16 protein-coding genes are annotated in these 18,446 nt (G+C 39.2%); 15 read left to right on the plus strand and 1 reads right to left on the minus strand.

The features are described 5' to 3' along the window. Positions 1–128 precede the first annotated feature (128 nt). The 5 genes from speE to argS all read left to right on the plus strand — a co-directional run bounded on the left by speE (position 129) and on the right by argS (position 5,453). The gene (gene speE / locus F9U64_RS18240; protein WP_153406341.1) at positions 129–971 is read left to right on the plus strand and encodes a spermidine synthase; all 843 of its coding nucleotides are present in this window, start codon (positions 129–131) and stop codon (positions 969–971) included. A 1-nt stretch (position 972) separates the two neighbouring features. Continuing rightward, entirely contained in the window at positions 973–1,848 is an 876-nt protein-coding gene (gene speB, locus F9U64_RS18245; protein ID WP_153406342.1) for an agmatinase, read from the plus strand. A 399-nt stretch (positions 1,849–2,247) separates the two neighbouring features. Then, positions 2,248–3,297 (plus strand): AimR family lysis-lysogeny pheromone receptor, encoded by a 1,050-nt coding sequence (locus F9U64_RS18250; protein WP_153406343.1) that lies wholly within the window; start codon positions 2,248–2,250, stop codon positions 3,295–3,297. A 42-nt stretch (positions 3,298–3,339) separates the two neighbouring features. After that, positions 3,340–3,771: a YwiB family protein gene (locus tag F9U64_RS18255; RefSeq protein WP_153406344.1), complete on the plus strand. Its 432-nt coding sequence runs from the start codon at positions 3,340–3,342 to the stop codon at positions 3,769–3,771. A gap of 14 nt (positions 3,772–3,785) precedes the next feature. Beyond that, positions 3,786–5,453 (plus strand): arginine--tRNA ligase, encoded by a 1,668-nt coding sequence (gene argS, locus F9U64_RS18260; protein WP_153406345.1) that lies wholly within the window; start codon positions 3,786–3,788, stop codon positions 5,451–5,453. 40 nt (positions 5,454–5,493) lie between these two features. Here the strand turns inward: argS and F9U64_RS18265 are convergent, their stop codons facing one another. Then, the gene (locus F9U64_RS18265; protein WP_153406346.1) at positions 5,494–6,651 is read right to left on the minus strand and encodes a phospholipase D-like domain-containing protein; all 1,158 of its coding nucleotides are present in this window, start codon (positions 6,649–6,651) and stop codon (positions 5,494–5,496) included. Between the two features lie 188 nt (positions 6,652–6,839). On the opposite strand from F9U64_RS18265, the gene F9U64_RS18270 reads away from it, so the two are divergent. The 10 genes from F9U64_RS18270 to F9U64_RS18315 all read left to right on the plus strand — a co-directional run bounded on the left by F9U64_RS18270 (position 6,840) and on the right by F9U64_RS18315 (position 18,331). Beyond that, the gene (locus F9U64_RS18270) at positions 6,840–7,427 is read left to right on the plus strand and encodes a P-loop nucleotide/nucleoside kinase family protein (protein WP_153406347.1); all 588 of its coding nucleotides are present in this window, start codon (positions 6,840–6,842) and stop codon (positions 7,425–7,427) included. A gap of 622 nt (positions 7,428–8,049) precedes the next feature. Further along, positions 8,050–8,613 (plus strand): DNA-directed RNA polymerase subunit delta, encoded by a 564-nt coding sequence (gene rpoE, locus F9U64_RS18275; protein ID WP_153406348.1) that lies wholly within the window; start codon positions 8,050–8,052, stop codon positions 8,611–8,613. Positions 8,614–8,851: 238 nt separating this feature from the next. Beyond that, on the plus strand, positions 8,852–10,450 hold the full coding sequence (locus F9U64_RS18280; protein ID WP_153406349.1) for a CTP synthase: 1,599 nt from the start codon (positions 8,852–8,854) through the stop codon (positions 10,448–10,450). A 251-nt stretch (positions 10,451–10,701) separates the two neighbouring features. Then, positions 10,702–11,082 (plus strand): response regulator, encoded by a 381-nt coding sequence (locus tag F9U64_RS18285; protein WP_153406350.1) that lies wholly within the window; start codon positions 10,702–10,704, stop codon positions 11,080–11,082. A 218-nt stretch (positions 11,083–11,300) separates the two neighbouring features. Beyond that, positions 11,301–12,155, plus strand: a complete 855-nt coding sequence (gene fba / locus F9U64_RS18290) for a class II fructose-1,6-bisphosphate aldolase (protein ID WP_153406351.1) — start codon at positions 11,301–11,303, stop codon at positions 12,153–12,155. 448 nt (positions 12,156–12,603) lie between these two features. After that, positions 12,604–13,890: a UDP-N-acetylglucosamine 1-carboxyvinyltransferase gene (locus F9U64_RS18295; RefSeq protein WP_153406352.1), complete on the plus strand. Its 1,287-nt coding sequence runs from the start codon at positions 12,604–12,606 to the stop codon at positions 13,888–13,890. Positions 13,891–14,344: 454 nt separating this feature from the next. After that, on the plus strand, positions 14,345–15,628 hold the full coding sequence (gene rho, locus F9U64_RS18300) for a transcription termination factor Rho (RefSeq protein ID WP_153406353.1): 1,284 nt from the start codon (positions 14,345–14,347) through the stop codon (positions 15,626–15,628). 136 nt (positions 15,629–15,764) lie between these two features. Beyond that, positions 15,765–16,010: a type B 50S ribosomal protein L31 gene (locus tag F9U64_RS18305; RefSeq protein WP_153406354.1), complete on the plus strand. Its 246-nt coding sequence runs from the start codon at positions 15,765–15,767 to the stop codon at positions 16,008–16,010. A 153-nt stretch (positions 16,011–16,163) separates the two neighbouring features. Continuing rightward, positions 16,164–16,736, plus strand: coding sequence for a thymidine kinase (locus F9U64_RS18310; protein ID WP_153406355.1), 573 nt, complete (start codon positions 16,164–16,166; stop codon positions 16,734–16,736). 485 nt (positions 16,737–17,221) lie between these two features. Continuing rightward, positions 17,222–18,331, plus strand: coding sequence for an SDR family oxidoreductase (locus F9U64_RS18315; RefSeq protein WP_153406356.1), 1,110 nt, complete (start codon positions 17,222–17,224; stop codon positions 18,329–18,331). The last annotated feature ends 115 nt before the right edge of the window (positions 18,332–18,446 follow it).

Genomic DNA, 18,446 nt, shown 5'->3' on the forward strand with positions numbered 1-18,446 from the left:
AAATAAGTAGAATAAACATCCGTAAAAGAAATACTTGCTTTTTTACAAAAAATCTCTAGAATAGTATTGTTTACTGTATATAAAATAAAATGGACAATGTTTAAATATAGATAGGAGAAGATGAAAAGATGGGTTTATGGTTCACGGAAAAACAGACAGATAATTTTGGGATAACAATGAAAATCAATCGTACATATCACTCAGAACAAACAGATTTCCAGAAGCTTGATATGGTGGAAACAGAAGAGTGGGGCAATATGCTCTTGTTAGACGATATGGTAATGACAACAGAGAAGGATGAGTTTGTTTACCATGAGATGGTGGCACATGTTCCATTGTTTACCCATCCTAATCCTAAACATGTTCTTGTCGTTGGCGGTGGCGATGGAGGGGTAATTCGTGAAATTTTGAAACATCCATCTGTTGAGAAAGCGGTCTTAGTGGATATTGATGGAAAAGTAATCGAGTTTTCAAAAAAATACTTGCCAACAATTGCAGGGAAATTAGAGGATCCAAGAGTAGATGTGCAGGTTGCCGACGGATTTCTGCATATTGCGGAAAGCGAGAAAGCATATGATGTGATTATGGTTGATTCCACAGAGCCTGTAGGACCTGCTGTTAACTTATTTACCAAAGGATTTTATTCAGGGATTGCTAATGCGTTAAAAGATGATGGCATTTTTGTCGCCCAAACAGACAATCCGTGGTTTAAAGCAGATTTAATCCAGCAGGTATTTCAGGATGTTGCTGAAATTTTTCCTGTGACAAGACTGTATACTGCCAATATTCCAACATATCCAAGTGGACTGTGGACATTTACATTAGGAAGCAAAATTCATGATCCATTAAAAGTGAAAGAAGAGCGTTTTACGGAAATGGAGACAAAGTATTATACAAAAGCACTCCATTTTGCTAGTTTTGTTTTACCTAAATTTGTAGAAGATTTGACGAAGAAACAGGGAGGAAAGTAAGATGCGCTTTGATGAAGCTTATTCTGGTAAAGTGTTTATCATGTCCCGCGACACGCATGAAGATGCGGATGCAATCATCTACGGCATGCCAATGGACTGGACTGTCAGCTTCAGGCCGGGCTCGCGTTTTGGTCCGAACAGAATCCGTGAAGCATCGATTGGACTGGAGGAATACAGCCCATACCTTGATCGTCATTTAGAAGAAGTGAAATATTTTGATGCAGGTGATATTCCGCTTCCGTTCGGTAATGCACAGCGCAGCTTAACAATGATCCGTGACTATGTCCGCGAGATTATTGCAAAAGATAAATTTCCGCTCGGACTTGGTGGTGAGCATCTTGTCAGCTGGCCGATTTTTCAAGCAATGTATGAGAAATATCCGGATATGGCTGTCATTCATATTGATGCCCATGCCGACTTACGACTGGAATATGAAGGGGAGGAGTTATCCCACTCGACGCCAATCCGTAAAGTTTGTGAGAATTATGGTGCAGAAAATGTCTATTCTTTTGGAATTCGCTCAGGTATGCGGGAAGAATTTCAATATGCGAAAGAAAGCGGCATGTATATGGCAAAATATGAAGTGGCTAAACCTTTGGCAGAAGTTTTGCCAAAATTAGCAGGGCGCCCTGTTTATGTGACAATTGATATTGATGTATTGGACCCTGCCTATGCACCAGGCACAGGAACAGCGGAAGCAGGTGGCATTTCATCAAAAGAATTGCTTGAAGCGATCCACTTAATTGCAAACGCAGATGTGAAGGTAGTTGGAGCAGACCTTGTCGAGGTTGCGCCAGTTTATGATCCGACAGAGAAAACACCGATTGCTGCAAGTAAATTTGTGCGCGAAATCTTGTTAGGCTGGGTGAAGAAGTAAGCAGCGGATCCCCTATTTTCCATTAGCAGATATGCCACTAAAGTGAAACTTTGATCAGTGGGGGATTCGGATCCCCACTGATCATTAGCGAAACGTATCAGGATGTGTAGTGTCTGTTTATCACCCAATTACTCCATTGCGTTACTTGAAGCTATGGGGTTATTGCAGACGGTTAGCACTGTGATAAATCATAAAATATGATAGAATATGATAAAAGAGGTTATTCAAAAAGTCCGGTAAAAATGACATATCGTTTCTTCGTTGGCCTGGTTATCCGCAGCTCATGAATGAAAAAGTACGTTCCGCTGCTCAAACCTGCGCCGCCTTGAACTCCTCGGTCCTTTTTATCTTCCTTTTTGAACACGCACTAATAGAAAAAGAAAATAGGGGATAATATTGATGAATCATGAACAGGCATGCAATCATATTGTCGAGCAATTCCTGACTAGTGAGGAAGAATTGCCGCTTTATGTTGTCTACTATCAGTTAAAAGGAAGGCCGGACGAATTAGAATCAATGCGTCTTCTTTCCATACATTGCAAAAGTGAAGCAAATCAGCGCGTGGCAATGGAATTTTTGTATAATAATGGATTTTTCAGTGACCTGCTTTCATTAATTGAGAAAAACGAGCAATCTCTTAACATAAGGAATAAAAGCAGGGCAATTGCGTACAGAATTATGTATGACCGCAAAGCATTGCCAAAAAAACAGCTTAAACCGGACACTCCGGCAAACTATCTTAATCAAATTACTCAAGTAGAGTCGTCATCAGATGATGAGGCTTTTCTTATATTAAAAGACCTGATTCATATTTATTGCTATTTTGATATGCACCAGTATGGCAAGATTGGTACATATAATGAAAGATTGAAGCAGCGTATCGATCAATTGCAGGATCCATTATTACAGCAGTTATTGGAAGCGAGATTAACGGAATCCCTGCTGATTTATCATTGGAAACGAAATGAAGTCATCTTAGCAAGAAAATATGGCTTTACATTGCTTTCGGCAACAGAAAATAAAAGAAAAAAAGTAGATCTTCACAATATTCTGGCACAAACCTATTTATTTGAGAGTTATCAGCAGGCGATCCAGCATGCCTTTTTTGCTCTCGAACTTGCCCGCGAAATGGACGATGAGCGCGCAATATACGGGTTGAAAAACTACACGATTCCATTTATCTCATCCCACTTTTCAAAAACGGATGGAATTCATACAGAAGATAAGGCAGAACAAGCCCACCAGGCATTAGCAAAGGGTGAACGAAAGATCTGTATTGATATACTGGAGGAATTCCGCTCACTGACACCATTCCAGCAATATTATCTAGGAGCAGCTAAAGAAGATAAGCAATTGCTTCAGACAGCTTACAGACGCTTTATTGTGGAACGTGATGACTACTTTTATGCAAGACTTCCACTTAAAGTATTAAATGCACTCGATCAATAGCTTCAGGATGTCTCCTGTCTGTGCAAAAAGGATGATGAATCAATGACAATAAAAAGCCCGGTCTCATTAAAAATGACGATGGAAATAAATGATCGTGGTACAAAAGATGTAACAATTATTGAAGAAAAAGGACAGCTGCTGGAAAAAGACACAACAGCCATCCTTACATTCAGTGAATCGAATGAAAATGACGAGCAAATTCATTCATTTATTACAATTAAACCTGATAGTATCAGTGTCAAACGGTCCGGTGCGGTGAATATGCATCAGAAGTTTATCAGAAAACAAATCACTGAAAATGTATATCGCCATGAATTCGGCACAATACATATGGAAACAACAACTGATCAAATTATCTATCAGCCTCCTGAAGGTCAGAAACAAGGCAAACTATTTATCAGTTACAGCACAAGTTTAAACGGAGATACCCCAAGAAGGCACAGACTTACAATAACATTGAACAAACAATCATAATGGAGGTAACTAATATGAATGTCATGCAAGAGATGCAGGAAAAATTAAAGCAGGCCATCAAGCAGGCCGTTCTGGATGCTGATTTGGCAAATCAGGACGAAATTCCTGACATTATTCTGGAGAAGCCAAAAGAAAAAGCGCATGGAGATTATGCAACAAATATCGCCATGCAGTTAGCTCGTGTAGCGAAAAAGGCACCACGCCAAATTGCGGATGATATTGTCGCGAAGCTTGACCATTCCAAGGCAGTAATCAAAAGTGTAGAAATCGCAGGCCCTGGGTTTATCAACTTTTTCATGGATAATCAGTATTTAACCAATTTAATCCCGACAATCTTAAAACAGCAGGAAGCGTACGGTTCTTCTGATACAGGTAAAGGGGAAAAAATTCAGGTCGAGTTTGTGTCGGCAAATCCTACTGGTGATCTTCACTTAGGACATGCCCGCGGTGCGTCTGTTGGTGACAGTCTCTGTAATATTCTTGATAAAGCAGGCTACAATGTATCACGGGAATATTATATCAATGATGCGGGAAACCAGATCAATAATCTGGCAGCATCAGTGGAAGCTCGTTATAACCAGGCGTTAGGCAAAGATTTCCCAATGCCTGAAGATGGTTATCATGGGGCGGATATTAAAGAGATCGGCAAACAGTTAGCCGCAGAACATGGGGAAGAATTGTTAAACAAAGCACCAACAGAACAGCATGCATTTTTCCGTGAATACGGGTTGAAATATGAGCTGGACAAGTTAAAAACAGATCTAGAGCAATTCCGTGTTCGTTTTGATAACTGGTTCTCTGAAACCTCGCTATATCAAGAAGAGAAGATCGTTCCAGCCATCGAAGTATTGCGCGAAAAAGGCTATATCTATGAAAAAGATGGCGCAACATGGTTCCGCTCAACAGACTTCGGTGACGATAAGGACCGTGTGTTGATTAAACAGGACGGCTCTTACACCTATTTATCACCAGATATTGCTTATCATAAAAACAAGCTCGATCGTGGTTTTAATACGTTAATTAATGTATGGGGAGCAGATCACCATGGTTATATCCCGCGTATGCGTGCAGCAATCCAGGGACTTGGCTATGATGCCGACACATTGGAAGTGGAAGTTATTCAAATGGTCAACCTTTTTGAAAATGGCGAAAAGGTGAAAATGAGCAAACGGACAGGCAAAGCTGTAACATTACGCGAATTAATGGAGGAAGTGGGCATTGATGCCATGCGTTATTTCTTCATTATGCGTTCCGCTGACTCACATTTGGATTTTGACATGGATCTAGCCAAATCACAATCAAATGATAATCCTGTCTTTTATGTTCAATATGCACATGCCCGGATTTGTACAATGTTGAAGCAGGCAAAGGAAAAAGGAATTGATTTTACTGATTATAATGCAAGTCTGCTGCAGTCAGAAAAAGCAGAAGAACTGCTGAAAAAGCTTGGTGACTTTACACAGGTAGTGGCAGATGCAGCCGTAAACCGCCTGCCACACCGGATTCCGCAATATCTTTTTGACCTTGCATCAAGTCTGCACAGCTTCTATAATGCAGAAAAAGTGATTAATGAAGACAATATAGAAGAAACAAAAGCAAGACTGGCACTGATGGAAGCTGTTCGCATCACATTAGCGAATGGAACGAAATTAATCGGAGTAGAAGCACCAGAAAGTATGTAATAGGAAAAAGCCAGTGCAAAATTGCGCTGGCTTTTTTTGGTTATAGAAACGGGCGGATGAAAGTGGTGACGAACGTGAGTGTTTTCATCCACAGCGGCTGTTTCTGTTTCCACTGCAAGGTGAATGGTTTACTTTCAGACAGATCATGATCATACAGTATGCGCATCTTTTTATATAACGGATGCTCCTGATGGACAACGAGATTCACTTCCTGATTTAATAAGAAACTCCGCTGGTCAAAATTACTTGTCCCCATATCACAGATTTTTTGATCAATAAACAACACTTTGCCATGAAAAAAACCATCAAGGTACAAAAAGACTTGCACACCATGCTGATGAACAGTCTGAAGAAAAGGCATCGCACCAGCTTTTGTTAACAGATGATCCCCTTTTTCCGGGATTAATATGGTTACTTCTACACCACGTTTTCTAGCCTGAAGCAATGCATCAAGCACCTTTTTCGTTGGAATGAAATAAGGCGAACCAAGCTCAATGGAAACTTCTGCACTATCAAGCAATTGAACCATATGATCTTCTAACACCTCAGCCTCTGTTTTCACAATCTCGATCTGATCACCTTCGACAGGCTTTTTCTCCAATACCGTTCCACTGCCATTCCAATCTTTTAAAAAAATATGATCGAATATGTTTACGGCTGCTCCCGTTATTCGCACATGATAATCACGCCATTTCCCGAGCTTTATGTCATTGCCAAGATACTCATCGCCAAGATTGAAGCCGCCTGTATAGGCAATTTCCTGATCAATAATCATGATTTTGCGATGATTTCTTTTTTGCAGATGATAGAAGAAAGGCGGTTTCGGCGGATTGATTTTCTTAAAGTCAAACTGATGTTTGACCCACTTTCGTTTATAACCAAAACTTCCGACCCAATCTGCGGAAAACCGGACTTTCACGCCTTCTTGCTGTTTCTGTTCAAGTAATGTATAGAAATGATTGCTGATTTTATCATTGCGAATGATATAGAACTGCAGATCAATGGATTTTTTAGCATCCCGGATATCTTTTTCCATTTGCTCGAAAAGCTGCTGACCATCACCAAATACTTCAATATCTTCCGTTGCTGAGATCCATTTCTTACTTTGTTTTTTATTCTTGGTTATTGTGCTGCCGAGCTGATAATCAAGTATAAGCAGCGCAATAATGATAATTGCCAGTCCGATAATATATATCATAAAATTCCTCTTTTCTTTACGATTAATTTGCCCGAAAAGGGGTGGATCTATAAGTTTGTTTTCAAAAGTCGGCAAATCATTTGGTGACTTTGGACCATCCTCTATAAAAAATATTTTTTTCGTGCGTTTTTATTGGGGATAGGTTAACATAAATAAAGAATACATAATAGTTAATTTGAGGTGGTAGAATGCAAAAATTAGTATTTTATGTCGGAGTAGCAGGTACAGGGAAAACAACTGTTGCCGAAAAAATTGCTGCAAAAATCCCGTGTGCTTTTCTTGACCGTGATACGGTAGGCGGTCGTTTTGTTGAGCGCTTTCTCGAAATGAATGATTTAGATCCAAATGATCGTGACTCTTCCTTCTATAAAGAAAACTTACGTGACTTAGAATATGATACAACAAAGGATATATGTATTGAAAACTTGCGCGTTGGACAGAATGTATTCATGATATCTCCTTTCACAGCAGAGCTCAAGAATAAAGACTGGATCGAAGAAGTAATTACAGCGAGCGGCAAAACAAAAGCAGAGATTGATGTAAAAGTAGTTGTGGTGACATTACAGGATATTGAACAGCAGCGTAACAGAATAGAAGAGCGCGGAACAGTACGTGATACATGGAAACTCGATAACTGGGACCAGTACGAAACAAGAGTCGACTTTGTACCAACGATCAACTGGGATATCCCGCAAGATGATATTCTCGTTTTTGATAACTCAGGTGAACTGACAGAAGAAAAAGTGAACAGCCTGGTTTCATTTATTAATCAATAATCGGAAACGGGAAGGACTCCTGGTGGATATGATAAGAAAAATGCTTTTACCTATCAAAAGTAGGACAAGCTTAGGTGGATTTGATAGGAAAAACGGTTCTACCTATCAAAAGTAGGACAAGCCGAGGGAGATTTGATAGGAAAAGTGGTTCTACCTATCAAAAGTAGGGAAAGTCAGTGGAGATATGATAGGAAAAGCGGTTCTACCTATCAAAAGTAGGGAAAGTCAGTGGAGATATGATAGGAAAAGCGGTTCTACCTATCAAAAGTCGGACAAGCCAATAGAGATATGATAGGAAAGCGACCTTGTGTAAGCAAATCGCTCCTGCGTCGCCGTGTCGCCTTTATCTCCTGCGCTTCAGTCCAAGGCTTACGTTTCTAAACGGGTCCGCTTCGCTTTTCTTGTGATCCAGCTCAGCGGACCTGCCCCTCGAGGTCATAAGCCTAACCATTCTGTGTCAGAGACCGACACGACATGGTTTTGCTTATGCTTGTCGGGGCAAAACGGTCCGCTTCGCTTTTCTTGTTGCATTTCGTGTTGTGAAACCATATAATGTTATGGTAGTACGGAGGCTTACATATGTTTAGTTGACATAGATTTTACGATAAAGGAGTGCTAAGTCGTGAGAGTAAAGGATTTATCCCAGGAACAATTAGAAGAAATGGCGATGATCGATATTGCTGCAATGATACTGGTAGATGAAAATAAACCAATGGATTTTCGCGAAGTTTTTGATCGTGTTACAGCATTAAAAGGAATTAATGAGGATCAAAAAGATGCCATGCTTGTTCAGTTCTATACTGACTTGAATATTGACGGACGTTTTATGACAAAAGGTTCCAACCTTTGGGGATTAAAACGCTGGTATCCTGTTGAGGAAATTGATGAAGATATTACAACAGCTCCGAAGAAGAAGAAAAAGAAAAAAGCAACGAAGAAAGCAGCTGTTGAGGAAGATCTTGAGATAGATGATACATTGGATGAAGACGATGACTTAGTAGATGAAGACATCGAAGATTTTGATGATGAAGATCTGGATATTGAAGAAGTTGATGATGACGAGGAAGATTTCGACTTTGATGACGATGATACGGATGATGATTTAGCGGATTCGGATGATGATGATGATGAATTTGAAGACGAAGAGTTCGAAGACGAGGATTTAGAAGAAGACGAAGAAAAATAACGGGAAATCATACTTGACTTTCTATGCCGATCTGAGTACAATTTTACTTGGGCTCCATAATTGATTGGATAATATAGCGTTCCCCTGCTACGGGGAGCGCTTTTTTATTTTGCTAATAAAAATAGGAACGTTTATTTTTACAGCATTCATTACAATAACAGCCTTTCATGCTTTGTATGTTTTTTTCATAGGAAGCTCACTATATAAAATAGCTACTAAAAAAGAAAGAGGGATAATTGTGACTAAATACATCTTTGTAACCGGTGGTGTTGTATCTTCAATTGGGAAGGGGATTACAGCAGCATCTTTGGGCCGTTTATTAAAAAATAGAGGATTAAAAGTAACGATTCAAAAATTTGATCCATACATCAATGTTGACCCTGGTACAATGAGCCCATATCAGCATGGGGAAGTTTTTGTAACAGATGATGGTGCGGAAACGGACTTAGACCTTGGCCACTATGAGCGCTTCATTGATATTAATTTAAACAAATACAGCAACATAACAACAGGGAAAATTTATTCAACCGTTATTCGAAAAGAACGCCGCGGAGATTATTTAGGCGGAACGGTACAAGTTATCCCGCATATTACTAATGAAATTAAAGATAAAGTATTTCAGGCTGGTAAACAGACAAATGCTGATATTGTTATCACAGAAATCGGGGGAACTGTAGGAGATATCGAATCCCTTCCGTTTATTGAAGCAATCAGACAAATTAAAAGTGACATCGGCCGTGAGAATGTTATGTACATTCATTGTACATTGGTGCCATATATTCAGGCTGCAGGCGAGCTCAAAACAAAGCCGACACAGCACAGTGTAAAAGAATTACGTTCATTAGGTATTCAGCCTGATGTGATTGTCTTAAGAACAGAACATAGCATCAGCCAGGAAATGAAAGAGAAGATTGCCTTATTCTGTGATATTGATGAACGAGCGGTAATTGAATCAGGAGATGCTGATACACTTTACCATGTTCCACTGGCAATGCAGGAACAGAAACTGGATCAGTTAACATGTGATCATTTCGGATTAGATTGCGGACAAGCAGATATGACAGAATGGAATGAATTAGTTGAGCGTGTATTAAATTTATCGAAAAAAGTAACGATCGGCTTAGTAGGGAAATATGTGGAACTTCCAGATGCTTATATTTCTGTAGTAGAAGCATTAAAGCATGCAGGATTTGCACATGATGCAGATATTGATGTGAAATGGATCAACGCAGAGCAATTATCCGAGGAAAATGTTATTGCAGAATTAACAGATGTTGATGGTATCTTAGTGCCTGGCGGATTTGGTGATCGCGGGATTGAAGGGAAAATCGAAGCAATCCGTTATGCTAGAGAGAACAAAATTCCGTTCCTTGGAATTTGTCTTGGTATGCAGTTAGCAACAGTGGAATTTGCACGAAATGTTCTAGGATTAGAAGGGGCACACTCTGCAGAAATTAATCCGCAAACAGAACATCCGATTATTGATTTATTGCCAGAACAGAAAGATATCTCTGATCTTGGCGGTACATTACGACTTGGTTTATATCCTTGCCGTTTGAAAGATAACACAAAAACAAAAGAAGTTTATGGTAACGAAGATGTTGTCTATGAGCGTCACCGTCACCGTTTTGAATTTAATAATCAATATCGTGAGCAGATGGAAGAAAAAGGATTCCTTTTCTCTGGAACTAGTCCTGATGGAAAATTGGTCGAAATTATTGAAGTTGCAGATCACCCTTGGTTTGTTGCCTCACAGTTCCACCCGGAATTTAAATCAAGACCGACAAGACCACAGGAATTATTCAAAGGATTCATTGGTGCGATCATCGAAAATTAAAAAAAGCAATCAGCGGTGTGAATAATTCCCCGCTGCTTTTTTTATGAATAAAGAGCCTTTAATCAGTGGATTTATTAGTGCGTTGAACATCCTCTATAATAGATATTTACCACTCTGAGGAAAGATGTATTGGAAATACATGTAACATTTCCCGTTTTCTTTTCCTATTGTTGCAGGATTTTTTCTAAATATACCGAACTATTTTAATACAGGATTCTATTTTTTTTACATAGCGAAAGTGAGGGTTTCATATGTCGAAAACAGTGCTAGTTGTTGATGATCAAATAGGAATTCGACTATTATTGCAAGAAGTGATTTCCCAGGAAGGATATACGGTAGAATTAGCAATGAACGGTCAGGAGGCATTAGACAAAATTAAAATATCTCTGCCAGATCTTATTATGTTAGATTACAAACTGCCAATTATTGATGGGCATGCATTGGTGAAACTTTTAGTAGAAGATGGAGTACAAGTACCTATTGTGGTAATGAGCGGCTTGCCAGATCAGGCTGAAGAGAAAATGAAACAATATCCAATTGTGGAAACAGTAATAGGCAAACCATTTCAGTTAAATGATATCCGACTATTGCTAAAAAGTATTATAGATGGAAAAAATGAACAGGCCAATTAAATATATTGCAGGAATTTTGCGAAGCAACCGCTTTCTTGGTGTTGCGGTGTTGCACCTTTCGTAAGGAATTGGTATTCTATAAAAGGATACAATCAATCAAAGAAAAGATCGGTTGTTATACAAAGTATTTTCTATACTATCATGGCAGATAGTATAAATGAAACTGGGCTTTTTTTAGTCAGGTTTTGTAATACATACCTTAAAGGAGGAAGTAAGCAATGGCATTAGAATCAATGAAAGACATGCTGATTAAAGCTAACAAAAATAGCTATGCTGTAGGTCAATTTAACATTAACAACCTGGAATATGTACAAGCAATTCTTCAGGCTGCAGAAGAAGAAAAATCTCCGGTAATCCTTGGTGTATCTGAAGGTGCAGGAAAATACATGGGTGGTTTCAATGTTGTCGTAGCAATGGTGAAAGCAACTATGGAAGCACAAGGTACAACTGTTCCTGTAGCAATCCACTTAGATCATGGTTCAAGCTTCGAAGCTTGTGCAAAAGCCATTCATGCAGGTTTCACTTCTGTCATGATCGATGCTTCTCACGATCCATTCGAAGAAAATATTGCAGTAACTTCTAAAGTAGTAGAACTTGCTCATTTCCATGGTGTATCAGTTGAAGCTGAGCTTGGTACTGTAGGTGGCGAGGAAGACGGCGTTACAGGTGGTATTATGTATGCTGACACGAACGAATGTAAAGAGCTTGTGGAACGTACTGGAATTGACTGTCTAGCTCCAGCATTAGGTTCTGTACACGGTACTTACCAAGGTGAGCCTAACTTAGGTTTCAAAGAAATGGAAGAAATCAATACAGTTGCAGGTGTGCCATTAGTACTTCACGGTGGAACTGGTATCCCTGTTAAAGATATCCAAAAAGCAATTTCTTATGGTACTTCTAAAATCAATGTAAACACTGAAAACCAAATCCAGCAAACAAAAGTAGTTCGCGAAGTATTAGCTGCGAACCCTAAAATGATCGATCCACGTAAATACTTAGGACCAAGCCGCGACGCGATTAAAGATACAGTAATCGGCAAAATGCGCGAATTCGGTTCTTCAGGTAAAGCGTAAGAATAGAAATATGGAAAAACTGCTCTTATTAAACAAGAGCAGTTTTTTTGTTATGGTGGAAGAATCTTTGACAGTCTTGCTATAACTAATCCAATAAAACATCTATTACGATCTTCCTGTAATTTCAGATGCCTGCTAGTACATATCCACCATTTTTCTTTTTTCAGCTGTATCCTGCTATAATTCCCGCTAATCCCTATGTATAATAAGGATGGAATACTTCACATTGAGCCTTCAAATAAAGAAAGGTAAGTGATCTGCTCCTTTCCTTCACACAAAAATAACTAGTGGTGTCATTCAGGTCGTATATAAGTTATAATGAAATAGATTGCTTTTTATTTAAAGTAATTATTGCATGAATTTGGAAAAATAGTACAAACTATAGATGGAAAAAATAACGAACGAACAGGTCGTTGGAAAATACCTTTGAAAAAGAGAGGGATTATAGATGCAAAAGTTGCTTGTTGAAGGTGGACACTTATTAAATGGTAAAGTAAGAATAAGTGGTGCAAAAAACAGTGCAGTTGCTTTATTGCCAGCATCAATTTTGGCTGACTCCAAAGTTATCATTGAAGGGTTGCCAGATATTTCGGATGTAGACACATTAAGTCATTTATTAGAAGAGATCGGCGGAACAGTGGAAAAGCGTGGGCAAACCTTACATATTGATCCGGAGAATATGACAGCAATGCCATTACCGAACGGAAGAGTAAAGAAATTGCGTGCCTCCTATTATTTTATGGGAGCAATGCTCGGTCGTTTTAAAGAGGCTGTCCTTGGCTTGCCTGGAGGCTGCTATTTAGGGCCACGCCCGATTGACCAGCATATCAAAGGGTTCGAAGCACTTGGTGCAAAGGTGACAAATGAGCAGGGTGCTATCTACTTACGCGCAGATGAGTTAAAGGGTGCGCGCATTTATTTAGATGTTGTCAGTGTCGGTGCGACGATTAATATTATGTTGGCAGCAGTGAAAGCAAAAGGAAAAACAATTATTGAAAATGCTGCAAGAGAGCCGGAAATAATTGATGTTGCAACACTACTAACAAGTATGGGTGCGAAAATTAAAGGGGCAGGTACTGATGTGATCCGAATTGAAGGTGTGCAGGAATTGACCGGATGTATGCATACCATCATCCCAGACCGGATTGAAGCAGGTACTTACACGATTATGGCTGCAGCTCAAGGGGAAAAAGTTCTGATTGATAATGTCATCCCACAGCATTTGGAACCATTATTAGCCAAGTTAAGAGAAATGGGTGTACAGATTGAAGAAGGGGAAGAGCAACTGCTCATTCACAGGGGTGGACGATTAAAACCTGTTGATATCAAAACACTTGTTCACCCGGGATTTCCTACCGATCTTCAACAGCCATTTACCGCTCTTTTGACAAAGGCAGTTGGTACAAGTGTTGTCACAGATACCATCTACCAGGCCCGATTTAAGCATATTGATGAATTAAGAAGAATGAATGCACAGATTAAGGTAGAGGGCGGGTCTGCGATTGTTTCAGGTCCAGTCCAGTTAGAAGGGGCAAAAGTCAAAGCTAGTGACTTAAGAGCAGGTGCTTCTTTAATCGTTGCAGGATTAATGGCGAATGGAGTTACAGAAATAACTGGTTTAGAACATATCGATCGAGGGTATTCTCAAATAGCTGAGAAATTATCCAATCTAGGTGCAAACATTTGGCGCGAAGACATGACAGAGCAGGAAATCATCCAATTCCAAAATCTGTAATGCTAAAAATCACCTTCATTTCACAGTGAAGGTGATTTTTTAAAAATTTTTCTAAAAGTGTGTGTTTAGAAATTTTATCAAGAATCTACTAAAATCATAGCAAAAATCTCCTAAAAAAGATTATCCGAATGAGTTTTTCTAAAATATTTGTTGAATATCTACTACGAACAATGTACTATATAGTAAGGATAGATATCTACTATACAAATTGCTTCATTGCTTTCCTTTGAATGAAGATAAATCCAGCTTCCATCTCATACTCTTCTTGAGATTAATTCAATAATCTCGGTACTCCTTTTTTGAGTTTCCAAGCATTGTTTGTCCATATATCAAGTTCTTAATAGTTTGAATTTATTTAGTGAGTTATCCATCATTTACTGTAAATTCAAGTAAAAGTTGAGGATGGAACCGTTTCATACAAAAAAATATAAATAAACATAGGTGTGGTGATTTTGTGAGTGAAGTAACGATCTCAGAACTAGAACAAATGACTTTAAAGGACCTTTATGCAAAGGCAAGAGGTTTTAAAGTATCATATTATGCGAAATTAACAAAAAAAGAACTGATCTTTGCCATTTTAAAAGCACAGGCAGAGAAAAGCGGCTATTTATTTATGGATGGAATTTTGGAAATTATTCCGACAGAAGGTTTCGGCTTCCTGCGTCCCATCAATTATTCGCCAAGTGCGGAAGATATTTATATTTCTGCTTCACAAATCCGTCGTTTTGATTTGCGTAATGGGGACAAGGTATCAGGGAAAGTACGTCCACCAAAAGAAAACGAACGATATTACGGCTTATTGCATGTAGACGCAGTAAATGGAGAAGATCCGGAGGCTGCAAAAGAAAGAGTGCATTTTCCTGCTTTAACGCCATTGTATCCAGATCGTCTGATGAACCTGGAGACAGAAACAAAGCAGATTTCAACAAGAATTATGGACTTGCTGACACCAGTAGGTTACGGTCAGCGTGGATTGATTGTGGCACCGCCAAAGGCTGGTAAAACAATGTTATTGAAACAGATTGCCAACAGTATTGCAACAAATCATCCGAACACAAAACTGATTATTTTATTAGTTGATGAAAGACCGGAGGAAGTAACAGATATTGAGCGCTCGGTAGCTGAAAATGTCGATGTTGTCAGCTCCACTTTTGATGAGGTGCCTGAAAACCATATTAAAGTAGCTGAATTAGTGCTGGAGCGGGCAATGCGTCTTGTTGAGCACAAAAAAGATGTTGTCGTATTAATGGATAGTATTACAAGACTTGCGCGTGCCTATAACTTGGTTATCCCGCCAAGTGGACGAACACTTTCCGGCGGTATCGACCCTGCGGCATTCCACCGTCCGAAACGTTTCTTCGGTGCAGCCCGTAACATTGAAGATGGCGGAAGTTTTACGATTTTAGCAACAGCTTTAGTGGAAACAGGTTCACGTATGGATGATGTAATTTATGAAGAATTTAAAGGAACAGGGAATATGGAGCTTCACCTTGATCGTAATTTAGCGCAACGCCGTATTTTCCCTGCGATCGATATCCTGCGTTCAAGCACAAGAAAAGAAGAACTGTTATTATCTAAACCTCATTTGGATAAAATGTGGGCAATCCGCAAAAGCATGCAGGACTCGCCAGATTTCTTAGAACGCTTCTTACGCAAGCTCCGTTCAACGAAAAATAATGAAGAGTTCCTTGAAGTATTAGAGAGTGAAATGAAACGAAAAGGAACGGCGAAGAAATAGGAAAACATTAATATAATATAATATTCTCTTGCATTCCTATTGTGAGATTGGTATAATTCATCTGTATGAAAAAATGCGTTTATCGCATAATTAAACTCTGTTTCTTAAGGATTCAGGGCAAAAGGAGTGGACAGACATGAAACAAGGCATTCATCCAGAATACCGTAAAGTTGTATTTCTTGATACAAGCTCTGACTACAAATTTCTAGGCGGATCAACAAAGACTTCTGATGAAACAATTGAGTGGGAAGATGGAAATTCTTACCCATTAATCCGTGTAGAGATCAGCTCAGCTTCACACCCGTTCTATACTGGTAAGCAAAAAGCTGATAAAGTCGGTGGACGTGTGGACCGTTTCAAGAAAAAATACAACCTTGGTTAAGGTATATTTTTCTCGAACAAACACTAACAGGATACAAAATCCGTTTAAGACAGGCAAATCTAATAATGGTTTGCCTGTTTTTTATATTTTATTTGAGAGATGATGAGCAATACTACTGTATAGGGAATTGAAAAAAGAAGGGAAAGAAAGTGAGTGGCACAATTATTTTTTAAATATGGAGCAATGAACAGTGGAAAATCAATCGAAATATTAAAGGTCGCCCATAACTATGAGGAACAAAATAAACCAGTATTGATTTTCACTTCAGGATTAGATGACAGGGATGAAATTGGCTATGTGTCCAGTCGGATCGGGCTACGGCAAAAGGCCTTACCAATTTTTGAGGAAACCAACCTTTTTGAAGTAGTCCAGACTGTTGATCAGAAGCCATATTGTATCCTTGTCGATGAAGTGCAATTTTTACATAAACACCATGTATTACAATTGACGAAAATCGTTGATGAGTTAAATATTCCCGTAATGGGATTTGGGCTGAAGAATGACTTCCGTAATGAGTTGTTCGAAGGCAGCAAATATTTCCTCCTATATGCTGATAAGATAGAGGAAATGAAAACAATCTGCTGGTTTTGCCATCGAAAAGCAATTATGAACTTACGGGTAAATGAAGACGGTCAACCAGTCTATACAGGAGAACAAATTCATATCGGCGGGAACGATGCCTATTATCCAGTGTGTCGCAAATGTCATGCTAATCCGCCGCTTTAGTAGCTGATATGATTATAAAAGAAGAGATTTCCTTAACTAGTGAGGAGCTCTTCTTTTTTTTCATTCGCTTCAAGTGAGGGAGGGGCAGATTTGTTCATGAAAGGGAAATATCAAACAAATCTAAGGCAGGAGAGGGGTAGATTTGTTGATAAAAGTAGATAATCAACAAATGTGAGGCAAGGGAGGGAAAGATTTGTCGATAAAATGGATAATCAACAAATGTAAATCAAAGAGAAGCAGATTTGTTCATAAAAACTGACTTATCACCAATTCCAGATTACAAAGCAGTACATTATCCCCGGCCAGTTCCAACCATTCAGTTTGATGTAGTTTCAAATTCCCTCTAATTCTGTCCTCATCGCCCGCTTTATTATAAAAAGATACCAGCATAATTTTGTGAAAATAAGGAATCTTAAATAATGGTATGGCAATAGCTATCATTCAGCATTTATTTTTCTATAAAATCACAGAGTGGGAGAGATACGATGGTACAAGATCAGACTGAGCCGAACCGCAACAACTTTCCACAGGTAAAACAGACGAATACAGCAGAGCTGGAAAAAACACTCATAAACTTGAATATGATGAAAGATATCAATCTGAAGAATCTAGAAGATCAAGTCATCGTTATCACGGGAGCATCGAGCGGCATTGGATTGGTTACGGCAAGGATGGCTGCAGCAAAAGGAGCCAAATTAGTGCTTGCCGCAAGAAATGAAGAAGCATTACATCAATTAGTGGAAGAATTAAGAGCAAAAGGGCATGACGCTATTTATGTGATAGCAGATGTAGGCAAAGAAGCAGATGTCAATAAAATAGCAGAATCCGCATTAGAAGTTTATGGACGGTTTGATACATGGGTGAATAATGCTGGCGTATCGATCTTTGGTCATGCAATGGATGTTAGCATTGAAGATATGAAGCGCATGTTTGATACAGTTTTCTGGGGTGTGGTCTATGGGTCAAAAGTGGCTGTAAAACATTTTAAGGAAAGAGGGGGATCTGGCGCCCTTATTAATGTTGGCAGTCTCTTTGGTGATAAAGGAACAGTCCTGCAATCCACATATGCCGCAGCTAAATACGCTGTACATGGTTGGACAGACAGTTTAAGAATGGAACTGGAAAAGGAACAAACCCCGATTTCTGTTACCCTGATCCATCCAGGCAGAATTGACACACCATATAACGAACATGCAAAAAGTTATTTAGACAAACAGCCAACACACAGAGGAATGATCTATCCACCTGAAGCCGCTGCAGAAGGCATTCTTTACGCTGCTGAAAACCCGAAGCGAGACATGTATATCGGATCACACGCCAAACTATTCGCACTTCTTGGAACGTTATTACCAAGATTGACAGATAAGATAACGGAATGGGATCTCTACCCTACAGCCCATGATAACAGGCCATCGAAGCCACCAGCAGAAAGTGCTCTGTACCATCATGGATTTGGCCTGCATGAAAGAGGAACAAGCCATGGCTGGATCCGCTCCAACAGTATGTATGTAAAAGCAAGCAAACGTCCCATGCTCACACTCGCAATTGCCGGAGGGGCAGCACTTGCCATTAAAGCACTGAGAAAAAACAGATAGCTCAGAATAAACGAATTCGAATTAACATAGACGAATTCGTTTGTTCTTTTGTTGTTTTAAGATAGTGTGAAGTGAGTCATGATAATTATTTCATAATCTATTAGGTGGTTATTAT

This window comes from Gracilibacillus oryzae (assembly GCF_009498735.1).
Classification (GTDB): domain Bacteria; phylum Bacillota; class Bacilli; order Bacillales; family Amphibacillaceae; genus Gracilibacillus; species Gracilibacillus oryzae.